This is a genomic window from Methylobacterium sp. EM32 (assembly GCF_040593685.1).
Taxonomy (GTDB): Bacteria; Pseudomonadota; Alphaproteobacteria; order Rhizobiales; family Beijerinckiaceae; genus Methylobacterium.
In genome coordinates this window covers 1-11,822 of record NZ_JBEXZS010000038.1, presented here as the reverse complement: position 1 = coordinate 11,822, position 11,822 = coordinate 1, and the positions used below count along the sequence as shown (strand labels likewise).

The 11,822-nt window shown below is 70.1% G+C and carries 8 protein-coding genes; 3 read left to right on the top strand and 5 right to left on the bottom strand.

Annotated elements, in window-relative coordinates; all coding sequences use genetic code 11:
* The first annotated feature begins 5 nt into the window (after positions 1–5).
* Positions 6–1,433, top strand: a complete 1,428-nt coding sequence (locus ABZT49_RS05630) for an MFS transporter (RefSeq protein WP_355284150.1) — start codon at positions 6–8, stop codon at positions 1,431–1,433.
* Positions 1,434–1,697: 264 nt separating this feature from the next.
* Positions 1,698–3,647: an aconitase family protein gene (locus ABZT49_RS05625; RefSeq protein ID WP_355284148.1), complete on the top strand. Its 1,950-nt coding sequence runs from the start codon at positions 1,698–1,700 to the stop codon at positions 3,645–3,647.
* A gap of 26 nt (positions 3,648–3,673) precedes the next feature.
* Here ABZT49_RS05625 and ABZT49_RS05620 read toward each other — a convergent pair whose 3' ends face one another.
* From ABZT49_RS05620 to ABZT49_RS05605, 4 genes are all read right to left on the bottom strand, one after another.
* Positions 3,674–4,549, bottom strand: coding sequence for an SMP-30/gluconolactonase/LRE family protein (locus tag ABZT49_RS05620; RefSeq protein ID WP_355284145.1), 876 nt, complete (start codon positions 4,547–4,549; stop codon positions 3,674–3,676).
* A 43-nt stretch (positions 4,550–4,592) separates the two neighbouring features.
* Positions 4,593–6,659, bottom strand: a complete 2,067-nt coding sequence (locus tag ABZT49_RS05615) for an ABC transporter permease (RefSeq protein ID WP_355284143.1) — start codon at positions 6,657–6,659, stop codon at positions 4,593–4,595.
* A complete protein-coding gene (locus ABZT49_RS05610; protein WP_355284140.1) occupies positions 6,656–8,203 on the bottom strand; it encodes a sugar ABC transporter ATP-binding protein in 1,548 nt (515 codons plus the stop codon). Before ABZT49_RS05610 ends, ABZT49_RS05615 begins: the two co-directional genes overlap by 4 nt.
* Positions 8,204–8,389: 186 nt before the next feature.
* Complete coding sequence (locus tag ABZT49_RS05605) at positions 8,390–9,538, bottom strand: sugar ABC transporter substrate-binding protein (RefSeq protein WP_355284138.1); 1,149 nt, start codon at positions 9,536–9,538, stop codon at positions 8,390–8,392.
* Between the two features lie 212 nt (positions 9,539–9,750).
* Between ABZT49_RS05605 and ABZT49_RS05600 the strand changes: the two genes are divergently transcribed.
* Positions 9,751–10,473 carry a GntR family transcriptional regulator gene (locus ABZT49_RS05600; RefSeq protein ID WP_355284135.1) on the top strand — a complete coding sequence of 241 codons (723 nt, stop codon included), beginning with the start codon at positions 9,751–9,753 and terminating at the stop codon, positions 10,471–10,473.
* A gap of 273 nt (positions 10,474–10,746) precedes the next feature.
* Here the strand turns inward: ABZT49_RS05600 and ABZT49_RS05595 are convergent, their stop codons facing one another.
* Positions 10,747–11,694: an AEC family transporter gene (locus ABZT49_RS05595; RefSeq protein ID WP_355284132.1), complete on the bottom strand. Its 948-nt coding sequence runs from the start codon at positions 11,692–11,694 to the stop codon at positions 10,747–10,749.
* Between the last annotated feature and the right edge of the window lie 128 nt (positions 11,695–11,822).

Sequence of the window (11,822 nt, the reverse complement as noted above, 5' to 3'; positions counted from 1 at the left end):
GCCCCATGACCCTGTCCGTCGCACAGGCCGTGCCCATCGCCGCCGCCGAGGCCCCCGTCGTCGCCGGCGCCGGGACGATCTCGGCCCGCCTCGACCGGCTCCCCGCCACCCGCACCGTGTGGCGGCTGGTGATGCTGCTCGGCCTCGGCTTCTTCTTCGAGCTCTACGACCTCCTGTTCACCGGCGTCGTCGCGCCGGGGCTGGTCAAGTCCGGCATCCTCACGCCGACCACCCATGGCCTGTTCGGCACCACGGGCGTCGCGAGCTTCGTCGCCGCCCTGTTCTCGGGACTATTCATCGGCACGATCGCCTGCGGCTTCCTGTCGGACCGCTTCGGGCGCCGGTCGATCTTCACCTGGTCGCTGCTGTGGTACTGCGCCGCCAACGGCGTGATGGCGTTCCAGGACACGGCGTTCGGGGTCAATCTCTGGCGCTTCATCGCCGGGCTCGGCATCGGCGTCGAGATCGTCACCATCGGCACCTACGTCTCGGAACTGGTGCCCAAGCACCTGCGCGGCCGCGCCAACGCGCTGTGCCAGGCCTTCGGCTTCTCGGCGGTGCCGATCGTCGCCTACCTCGCCTACCTGCTGGTGCCGCACGCGCCGCTCGGCCTCGACGGCTGGCGCTGGGTGGTGCTGATCGGCTGCGTCGGCGCGGTCTTCGTCTGGTGGCTGCGCCGCGAATTGCCGGAGAGCCCGCGCTGGCTCGCCATGAAGGGCCGGCTCGACGAGGCCGACCGGGTGATGACCGGGCTGGAGCGCAGCGTCGAGCGCGACCTCGGCCGCCCGCTGCCGCCGCCGGGCCCGGCCGAGACGGTGGTGCACCACACCCGGTTTTCCGAGATGTGGGCCGCGCCCTACGGCCGGCGGGCCGTGATGATGATCCTGTTCAACATCTTCCAGACCATCGGCTATTACGGCTTCGCCAACTGGGTGCCGACGCTCCTGATCAAGCAGGGCATCACCGTGACGACCAGCCTCGGCTACACCACGCTGATCGCGCTCGCGGCGCCCGTCGGCCCGCTGCTCGGGCTGCTCATCGCCGACCGGTTCGAGCGCAAGCACGTCATCGTGGCGATGGCAGGCGTCAACATCGTCTGCGGGCTGCTGTTCTCGCAGGCGTCGAGCGCGGTGGCGATCGTCAGCCTCGGGGTGATGCTGACGCTCGCCGGCAACATCATCTCCTACAGCTACCACACCTATCAGCAGGAGCTGTTTCCGACCGGCATCCGCACCCGGGCGGTGGGCTTCGTCTATTCCTGGAGCCGGTTCTCGGCGATCCTGAACGCCTTCCTGATCGCCTTCATGCTGGAGCATTTCGGGGTGACCGGGGTGTTCGTGTTCATCGCCGGCGCGATGAGCGTGGTGATGCTGACGATCGGCCTGATGGGCCCGCGCACCACCGGGCTCGAACTCGAGAAGATTTCGCATTGAAGTGGGGTTGCGCTTGACTGGGACTCGAAAATAGAGCGCGGGATCCCCTCTCCCGTGTGGGAGAGGGGTAGGGGTGAGGGTGACACGCTTCAGTGTAAAGCTGTGACCATCGTGCCGGCTGCTCTGCGGTTCGAGCCAAACTCAGAACCGTAGCACCCTCACCCCCAACCCCTCTCCCACACGGGAGAGGGGAGACGCGCTCTATCCTGAGCCGAACGGATCAAGCGGAGATCGTATAACGGGAACAGATCACATGGACGCCGCATGAGCGACCCCTCCACCCTCGCACTGCCCGGGCGCGTCCTCTGCCTGACCGCGGACGCGTCCCTCATCCGCCGTCAGCTCGCCGGCGAAGACATCGATCTCGAAGCAGCCCTTCCCCTGCGGGCCGAGATCTCCACCGACGAGATCACGCCGGTGCCCTCGCTGGTCCATTTCGACGCGCGGCTCGCCGACCACGCCCATCTCGGCTTCCGGGCCGGGGACGAGATGCCGATCGGGCTGGAGGTGCTCAAGGCCGGCGGGTTCTCGGTGCTGGTGGGCGGCGCCCGCTACGGCAAGGGCTCCTCGCGCGAGCACGCGCCGCTCGCCGAGCGGCTCGCCGGCATCCGCCTGGTGATCGCGGAGAGCTTCGAGCGCATCTACCGCCAGAACGCCGACAATCTCGGCCTGTTCACCTCGACCGATCTCGGCCTCGTCGCCCGGATCCGGGCCGGCGAGGCGGTGACGGTGGACGAGCTGGTGGCCGGCCGCGACCCCCTCGCCGCGGCGATCCTGCGCGCCGGCGGGCTCCTGGCCTACGGCCGGGCGCAGCTCGCCGGGGCCCGGCCCGCGCCGCTCCCCGACGACGGACGGCCTCGGACCTACTTCGAGAAGGTCGTGCGGCGCCACGCGCTGGCGACAGCATCCTGCCCATCGGTGGGAGAGGCGGGCGCGAGCGGTTTCGTGCGCGCGGACCTGCGCTTCATCCACGACATCTATACCGGCATGGCCCGCCACCTGCTCGACGAGATGGTCGGCGCCGGCCTCACGCTGCACGATCCCGCCTCGATCCTCGCCTTTGAGGACCATTATTCCTACACCCATCTCAGCCGCGCCCACCGGGAGCTGATGCCCTTCATCCGCGAGGCGTCGCGGGCCCACCGCGCCTTCGTGGCCGAGCACGGCCTGACCCATCACGGGTACCTGCCGGATGGGCCGGGCTCCGAGGGCATCTCGCACGCGCTAATGGCCGAGCGGTACGCGCTACCGGGCCACCTCGTCGTCGGCACCGATTCGCACACGCCGCATGCCGGCGCGGTCGGCTGCGTCGCCTTCGGGGTCGGCACGACCGACATCGCCAACGCCTTCGTCACCGGGGCGGTGCGGTTCGCGATGCCCGAGAGCATCCGGGTCACGCTCGACGGCGCGCTCCCCCCGGGCGTCGGCGCCAAGGACATCGTGCTGCACCTCCTGGCGCTGCCGGAGATCCGCGCCGGTCTCGGCGTCGGCCGGGTGTTCGAGTTCGCAGGCGAGGCGGTCGCTTCGCTCTCCACCGACGAACGGGCGACGCTCACCAACATGACGGCCGAACTCGGCGGCTTCACCGGCCTCGTCGCGCCCGACGCCGAGACCCTGCGCTTTCTCAGGGAGCGCCGCGGCGCCGCGCCCGCCCTGGAGGCGTGGATGCGGAGCGATCCGGGCGCCCCTTACGCGGCCGAGATCGGCATCGACGTCGCCACGCTGTCGCCGATGCTGGCGCGCCCGGGCGATCCCGGCAACGGCATCCCCCTCGACGCCCTCGACGCGCCGGTGGCGATCGACATCGCCTATGGCGGCTCGTGCACCGCCGGCAAGCGGGAGGATTTCGACCGCTACCACGAGGTCCTGTCCTGGGCGGCGCAGAACGGCCTGACGGTGGCGCCCGGGGTGCGGCTGATCCTGCAATTCGGGACGATCGACGTGCGCCGCTACTGCGAGGAACGAGGCTATCTCGACGCCTTCGCGGCGGTCGGCGCGGAGGTGATGCAGCCGGCTTGCGGCGCCTGCGCCAATTGCGGCCCGGGCGCCTCGGAGACCCGCGAGCAGGTCACGATCTCGGCCATCAACCGCAACTTCCCGGGCCGTTCGGGGCCCGGGCAGGTCTGGCTCGCCAGCCCCGCCACGGTGGCGGCGAGCGCGATCGCCGGGCGGATCGCAGGCTTTCAGGATCTGAAGCGAAATCCGCCGGCGTGATCCGAGTCACGGTGCCCGCCGGGCCGTCACCCGGCGAAGCGCATCTCCGGGACCCCGCGCACGCCGAGATCGTGGATGGCGAACAGGCTGCCTCGCAGCGGCCCGTCGCCCGGGAAGCGCGGCAGCGGGGGCTTGGCCATCGAGGTCACGTAGAGGACATCGAGATCCGGGCCGCCGAACATCACGCTCGTCACCTTCTTGACCGGCATGTCGATGACCCGGTCGACCGTGCCGTCCGGCCGGTAGCGGACGAGCTTGCCGTCATAGACGAGGGCGTTCCACAGGCAGCCTTCAGCGTCGACCGTCGAGCCATCGGCCGCGCCGCCGCGCGAGGTATCGACCGTCGCGAAGGTCCGCCGGTTCGAGACGTTGCCCGTCGCGGTGTCGTAGTCGTAGGCCCAGATCTCGCCCGACCAAGTGTCGTTGAAGTAGAAGGTGGCGCCGTCCGGGCTCCAGCACGGGCCGTTGGAGCAGATGATCCCGCGGTCGAGCTCGTGCACGGTGAGGTCGGGATCGAGACGGTAGAGCGCGCCGTTGGCGCCTTCCTCCATCGTGTCCATCGAGCCAGCGACGAAGCGGCCCTGCCGGTCGACCTTGCCGTCGTTGAGCCGGTTCGCCGGCCGGCCGGGCTCGGGATCGTGGATCAGCGTGACCTCGCCGGTCTCGAAGTCGAGGGCGTGGAACCCGCGCTGCAGCGAGACGATCGCCCCGCCGCCGCGGCGCAGCGCCATGGAGCCGATCTTCTGCGGCACGTCCCAGGCCCGGATCTCGCGCCCGTCCGCCGTGCAGCGGAAGACCCGCCCGTCGAAGCTGTCGATCCAGTAGAGGCGCTGCTCGTCGGTGTCCCAGAGCGGGCCCTCGCCGAGGGTCGTCTTCACGTCCGCCAGGATCTCGATGCGCATGGTGTACCTCCCATTCGTGTCGTTTCAGGCGTCTTGGTCGCCCTCAATCGCGCAGGGCGAGCACGGCCCCGAGCACGACGAGGCCGAAGATGATGTCCCGCACCGCGTGGGGCAGCATGGTGCCGGCGAGCAGGGTCGAGAGCGCGGTGAGCAGCAGCACGCCGCCGAGCATGCCCGGGTAGCGGCCCCGGCCGCCGGTGATCAGGCTGCCGCCCACCACCACAGCGGCGATCGACGGCAGCAGATACTCGTCGCCCATGCCGAGGCTGGCCTGGCCGCTGAACGAGGCGAGCAGGATGCCGACGAGCGCTGCGCAGAAGCCCGACAGGGCGTAGACCCCGATCAAGGTGCCGCCGACGCCGACGCCGCTGAAGCGGGCCGCGAGCGGGCTGTTGCCGACGGCGTAGACGCGGCGCCCGAACACGCTGCGGCCGAGCAGGATTGTCGCGGCCAGCGCGAAGGCCGCGACGCCCCATACCACCGGCGTGGCGCCGAGGAACCGGCCGGTCATGACCCAGCGCATCGCCGGCGAGGCGAAGCCGGCCGGGGTGCCGCCGCTATAGACCAGCGCCGCGCCCTGGAGGATGCCGTTCATGGCGAGCGTCATGACGATCGGCGGCAGGCCGAGGAGCACGATGCCGAGCCCGTTGACCGCGCCGAGCGCCGTGCCGAGGCAGAGCCCGAGCGGCACCGCCCACAGCGCCGCCTGGTCCGAGCCGCTGACGAGGCCCGCCACCACGATGCCGGTGAGCGAGATCATCCACGGCAGCGACAAATCGAGGCCGCCGGTCAGGATTGCCGTGCCCTGGCCGAGCGCCAGGATCGCCAGGAAGGATGACAGGACGACGAGGGAGTTGAAGAAGCCCGGATTGGTCAGAGCGTTGCCGTTGAGCGCTTGCGTCGCCACCAGCACCAGGACGAGGCCGGCATAGGCGGGAAGCGTGTATTTGAGCGCGTCGCGGTTCCGCACGAGCCAGCCGGACGCGGCGGGCTCGTGGCTCCGGCGGGGGCCCGCCGGCAGGACGAGGGCCGCGCGGTCCGACCGGCGGGCAGAGGCCAGGGTGCCGTCCCGGCGCGCCTTGAGGGTGAGGACCCCGAGCCGGAGGGTGTTCGCCAGGGGAGAGTGCCGGCCGAACGAGCCGCCCACCACCGCGAGGATGAGCAGGGTCCCCTCGGCCACCGACGAGTAGAAGGCCGGGACGTCGAGGGCGAGCAGGAGGTTGACCGCGATCATCAGCGTGTAGGCGCCGATGATCGAGCCGATCGCCCCGCCGCGGCCGCCGCCGAGCACCGTCCCGCCGAGCGCCACCGCGGCGAAGATCTGCAGCAGCATGGCATTGCCGACGAGCGGGTCCGCCGACCCGGTCTGCGCCGACACGAAGGCGCCGGCCGCGCCGTAGAAGGTACCCGCCAGCACGTAGGCCCGGAAGGTGACGAAGCGCGTGGCGAGACCCGAGGCGAAGGCCGCGTCCTCGTCGCTGCCGACGGCGTAGAGGCCGATTCCGAACCGCGTCGCCCGGACGAGGAGCCAGAGGGCGGCCGCCCCCGCGACGACGAGCACCGGCGCCGGCAGGATCCCGGGGATCGCGTCGCCGGTAAAAAAGGCCACGAATTCGGGCGCGATGGTGCCGCCCGGCTTGTCGCTGATCAGCAGCGTCACGCCCTGGACGATGAACATCGTCGACAGCGTGACGACGATCGGCTGCATCCGGACGTAGGCGACGAGGACGCCGTTGACCGCCCCGACCACCGCCCCGATGCCGAGCGCGAGAAGCCCGAACAGGATCTGCGAGCCGATCCCCGCCCCCATCCCGGTGCCGAGCACGACGTTGACGAGGGAGACCACGGCGCCGGCCGAGAGGTCGAACCCGCCGGTGAGCACCACGAAGGTCTGCCCGACGGTCGCCAGCGCCAGGGCCGCCCCGCCGGAGGCGATGAAGCTGAACTGGAAGTAGTTGAAGCCCGAGACGAGGACGACGACGGAAAACAGCACCGCGAAGACCGCGAGCGCGATCAGCGCGCCCCGGTGCCGCGCGAGGGAGGACAGCCCGACACCGGGGCGCGACGCGGGACTTGAAGCCCGGACGGGTGTCTCGGCGAGGGTCGTCATGCCGGCGCTCCCTGGCGATGGATTCCGGATCCGCCGAGGGCCCCGCGCATGATCCGCTCCTCGTCGATCGCCCCGGCCGGCATCTCGTCGACGAATGTGCCGCCGTAGAGGACGAGCACCCGGTCGCAGAGGTTGACGAGCTCGGTGATCTCCGTCGAGTAGAACAGCACCGCGCCGCCCGCCGCCGCGAAATCCCGCATCAGGACGTAGAGCTGGTGCTTGGTGCCGATGTCGATGCCGCGGGTCGGATCGAACATCAGCAGCACGCGGCCGCCGGTGATCAGCCACTTGGCGATGGCGATCTTCTGCTGGTTGCCGCCGCTGAACGCGCCGGCCTGGGTGAAGATCGCGCGCGGATGGATGTCGACCTGCGCCAGCGCGGCCGCCACGTCCCGCCCCTCGGCCGCCGTGTCGACGAGCCCGAGGCGCGAGTAGCGGTCGATCACCGGCAGCGAGACGTTGAAGCGGCCGTCCCGCTTGAGGAACAAGCCTTCGGTCTTGCGCTCCTCCGGTACCAGCGCGAGGCCGATTTCGGGCCGGATGGCGTCCTGCGGCGAGCGCAGGGTGATGGGGCGTCCATCGACCGAGAGGGTGCCGGCTGTGAGCGGAGCGAGGCCGAAGCAGGCGTGGAACAGGTCCTGCTGGCCCATCCCGGCCAGGCCCGCGATGCCCAGGATCTCGCCCGGGAACAGCGCGAAGCTGGCGTCGCGCAAGCGTCCATCCGTGCTCAAGCCCTCGCCGCTCAAGACCGGGACGGCCCCCGCCGGACGGGCCGCAGGGGCCGGCCGGGGCGGGAACGTAGCCTCGAGCGAGCGCCCGATGATCATCCGGATCACCGTGTCGTCGTCGACCTCGTCCACCCGCGCCGCGCCGGCATCCTTGCCGTTGCGCAGAACGGTGAGGCGGTCGCAGAACCGGCGCACCTCGGCCATGCGGTGGGAGATGAAGATCGTCGTCACCCCTTGCGCCTTCAGCCCGGCAATGAGGCCGCCGAGCCAGTCGATGTCGCCGCCCGACAGGGCCGAGGTCGGCTCGTCGAGGAGGAGGATGCGCGGATCGCGGAACACGGCGCGCGCGATCTCGATCTTCTGCCGCTGCGGCAGGTCGAGGGCGCGGATCTCGGCGCGGGGGTCGATCGACGCCAGCCCGATCCGCTCCAGATGGGCGCGAACCTGCGCCTCGCCCTCGCGCCGGCGCAGGAGTCCCAGGCGGTTGCGTGGTCCTCCGGGCAGCAGCATGTTCTGCGCGACCGTGAGGTCGGGCACCAGGCTGATCTCCTGGAACGCCGTCTGGATGCCGAGGCGATGCGCGTCGGCGGGCCGGGCCATCGCCACCTCGCGGCCGAAGACCCGGATCGCGCCGGCGCTGGGCCGGATCAGGCCCGACAGCAGCTTGACGGTGGTCGACTTGCCGGCCCCGTTCTCGCCCAGCAGCGCGTGGACCTCGCCGGTGGCGATGGTGAGGGACGCGCCGCCGAGCGCCGTGGTCGCGCCGTAGGTCTTGACGACCCGGTCGAGCGTGAGCGCTTCGAAGCTGTCGGTCATGCCCTGGCTCTCAAGCTGATGACGCGCGGCACGGCGGAGTCCTGGGGCCGCGCGAGGCGGCTCCGAGCCGCCCTAGAGCAATTCACGATCGCGCTGCGATCACGAAGCGCTCTAGGTTTTTGATTTTGCCGCATTTTCTTCGACGAACCGGAATCCACTTCGTCGGAAAATGCTCCGGAGAACCGGTCAGCGGACCGGTTCGGGCTCGCCGTTCAGCGCCGCCTTGAGGCCGACCTCGGGCGTCTCCGCCGAGAAGATCGAGGCGAACCAGCCGGGATTCGACACGGAGGCTGGCTGGAACGCGTTGCAGCCCTCCGACATCTCCTGCCAGGTGCCGGTCTTGCAGAGCTTCACGGTCTCGTTCGTCACCACCGGCAGCGGCAGGATCGTCTCGCGCCGGACCTCCTTGCCGTCGAGCTTCTGGAGCACGAGCTTGAGGGCGTAGGCGCCGGAATAGGGCGGCGAGGCGTAGGAGATGCGCGGCGCGCCCATCGGCGCGTAGGCGCCGTTCGCGCCCTCCACCGCGGTACCCTTCGGCAGCATCTGGATGCGGCCGCCATTCGAGCCCTCGCCGGCGCAGGGCTTCAGCTTGTCGGCGGGGATGCCGGCCTCGAGCTGCATCTGGTTGGCGGTGAAGCAGCCGACCTGCATCCACAGCCCGTCGATCTTGTCCCAGCCCTGGGTTGCGAGGATCTTCGAGAGCTCGGTCCGGGCGACCGCCTGGCTCCACATCCCCGGAGCCTCGGCCACGATCTTGAGGCCGGGATGCTTGGCGAACACCGCCTTGGCGGCCTCGGTCCGGCCGCTGTCGACCGAGGTCCCGGGCACGCCGGTGATCGCCACGATGTTGCCCTTGCCGCCGAGCTTGCCCGCCAGCCACTCGGCGGTGACCCGGCCCGCCTCCTGCTGATCGATATGGACGTTGTAGGCGCAGGGCTCGGTGATCTGCCCGTCATAGGCGATCACCATCACGCCCTTCGCGCAGGCGTTCTTGACGACCTGGTTGAGGGCGGTGGGCGAGATCGGGAAGACCAGGATCGCCTTGGCGCCGGCCTGGACCATGGCGTTGATCTGCTGGATCTGCTTCTGGGCGTTCGGGCCCGCGACCTGGACCTGGAGGTCGATCTTCGACGCGACGGCGGGGCTCGCCGCCATGGCCTTGATCATGTTGGCGGCCTCGGCCTGCCAGTCATTCCCGATATAGCTCATGCTCAGGAAGACCTTGGCCTTCTCTTGGGCTTTCTCCTGCGCCTTTTCCTGGGCCGATGCCGCGTGCGTCAGCCCCGCCGTCAGGCACAGGGCCGCCATCGCGGCCGAAAGCAGCGTCCTGGTCATCTCTACGTCCCCTCCCGGTCGCCTCGTCGGCGTTCGACGCGATGTTCGTGCGTGCGATGCTCGCGTCTGGTTCTTGGACGGTTGGTCCTTGGGCGTCCGACGCGTTATTTGATCAAAAATCACAGATCGAAAATCGCGACAAGGCCTTTTTCCGGAAGCCGGTCTCCGGTAGGATCCGGGCACACCATTCCCAGAGAGACGAGCGGATCCCCATGGCGCCCCCGCGCGCGCAGCCTGTGCTGCCGTATTCCCCCGTGTCGCGGGCGACGCTGCAGGATCACGTCTACGTCCGGTTGCGCGAGCTCATCCTCACCGGCGGGATCGAGCCCGGACGCACGGTGACGGTGCAGAGTCTCGCGGAAGCCTTCGGCGTCAGCGCCATGCCGGTGCGCGAGGCGATGCACCGCCTCGTCGCCGAGAAGGCGCTGACGAACGTCGCCGGGCGCTCGGTCGGCATCCCGTTCCTGTCGCCCGAGCGCCTGGCGGACCTGCAGCGCGTCCGGATCGAGGTCGAGGGCACGGCGATCGGATGGGCGGCCGAGCGCATGACGCCGGAGGAGCAGGGCCCGCTCGACGACCTCATCGCGGAGATGGAGGAGGCCAGGCAGCAGGGCGACCGCGCCCGCTACGTTCCGGCGAACCGGGCGTTCCATTTCACGATCTACCGGGCGTCCGGATCGGACGCCCTGCTGTCGATCATCGAGTCCCTCTGGCTCCAGATCGGCCCGTTCTTCAATCTTCTCGGGGCGAGCGGTGCCTGGGGCGCCTCGAACGACCACCACCGGGTGATGCGGGCCGCCATCGCCGGGCGCGACCCGGCCGAGGCGCGGCTGGCCCTGCAGCGGGACATCGACGACGCCGCGCTGATGCTGGGCAAGGTGCTCGGTGAGGAGGCGGTACCGGCACCGCGGGCCAAACGCCGGACGGCGTCTTGAAGTCCTTTGGAGTGGCCTCTACAGACTGATCACACTCCGAGTCATTCCGGGGCCGCACAGCGGAGCCCGGAATCCAGAACCGCGGATGGTCCAGGATAAAGCGAATGCCTATTCGCCTCGTTCTGTGCGACCTGAGCGTCTGGGCGTGCCTTCGGCACTCCGGGCTCCGATGCACGGCCCCGGAATGACCATGAGGGTGGAAAGACTGTTGAGAGGGTCAAATAAACTCTCAGAATAGTGTCCGACGACGCGAGACGGGCTCGCGGCGGCCGGTCACAGCGCCGCCGAGATGATGGCCGTGAGCGTCGCCACGGAGACGATCGTCGCCACGACGACCGTGGCGGCGGAGACCTCCATCATCGCGCCCGAGCGATGCGCGAGGAGGAACGCGTTCGCGCCCGTCGGCAGCGCCGCCGTGACGACCATGATGATCGAGGCCGGCTGCGGCACGGAGGCCGCCGCCGCGGCGAGACCCATGCAGAGCGGCATGACCGCGAGCTTAACGGCCACGGCGACGAGGACCGGCGGGCCGACGGTCTCCCGGCGCAGAGCAGGCAGCGAGGCCCCCAGGCTGATCAGCGCCAGGGTCGGCGCGGCCTGCGCGAGCAGTTCGAGGATGCGCCGCAGCGCCTCCGGCACGGGGAGGCCGGTCCAGTTCCAGGCCGTCGCCGCCAGGATCGCGGAGATGATCGGGTTCTTGAGGCTGCCGACCACCGTGTCCCGCACCGTGCGGACGAGGTTCTGCCGCTGCGCCCCCCGGTCCAGCTCGACGAGAACCGTCGCCGCCGGCAGGAGCAGCAGCGAGTGCGCCGCGATGATCGACAGGAGGATGGCGAGGCCCGGCCCGCCCCAGATCGCCCCGACGATCGGGATGCCGAGGAGGACGGTGTTCCCGAACGCGGCGTTCAGCCCGAACACCGCCGCCTGAGCGATGGTCATGCGCAACCCCGCGATCCCGCCGAGGACCGACAGGGCGAAGAGCGGCAGGGCCACGGCGAAGTAGACCCCGATCACGTCGAGGCGCAGCGCGCTCCTGTTGCCGACCATCGACAGGAACAGCAGCGACGGCAGCAGGATCCAGAAGATCAGGCTCGTCAGCCCCTTCGTCTCGCCCTTGTCCACGACGCCGAGCCGGATGATCAGGCGACCGATCGCGATCAGGCCGAAGACCGGGAGGATCACCGAGACGAGGGTCGAGGCGATCGTCGCGAGGTGTGACATGCTCTGAAAGGTCCATCCTGCGGGGCTCGACCCTAGCAGCCTGTCGGATTGGTATTTTGCTGTGACGGGCGTGTCGTTTGTGGGGGTGGGGCGGGCCGTAAGGTCTCAGGCGTGGCACAAGCGGTGGA

What these genes read in the sequence shown, in the direction of transcription:
- ABZT49_RS05620 (WP_355284145.1), bottom strand. Translation starts at nt 4,549, where the DNA reads ATGCGCATCGAGATCCTGGCGGACGTGAAGACGACCCTCGGCGAGGGC.
- ABZT49_RS05615 (WP_355284143.1), bottom strand. Translation starts at nt 6,659, where the DNA reads ATGACGACCCTCGCCGAGACACCCGTCCGGGCTTCAAGTCCCGCGTCG.
- ABZT49_RS05610 (WP_355284140.1), bottom strand. Translation starts at nt 8,203, where the DNA reads ATGACCGACAGCTTCGAAGCGCTCACGCTCGACCGGGTCGTCAAGACC.
- ABZT49_RS05630 (WP_355284150.1), top strand. Translation starts at nt 6, where the DNA reads ATGACCCTGTCCGTCGCACAGGCCGTGCCCATCGCCGCCGCCGAGGCC.
- ABZT49_RS05595 (WP_355284132.1), bottom strand. Translation starts at nt 11,694, where the DNA reads ATGTCACACCTCGCGACGATCGCCTCGACCCTCGTCTCGGTGATCCTC.
- ABZT49_RS05605 (WP_355284138.1), bottom strand. Translation starts at nt 9,538, where the DNA reads ATGACCAGGACGCTGCTTTCGGCCGCGATGGCGGCCCTGTGCCTGACG.
- ABZT49_RS05625 (WP_355284148.1), top strand. Translation starts at nt 1,698, where the DNA reads ATGAGCGACCCCTCCACCCTCGCACTGCCCGGGCGCGTCCTCTGCCTG.
- ABZT49_RS05600 (WP_355284135.1), top strand. Translation starts at nt 9,751, where the DNA reads ATGGCGCCCCCGCGCGCGCAGCCTGTGCTGCCGTATTCCCCCGTGTCG.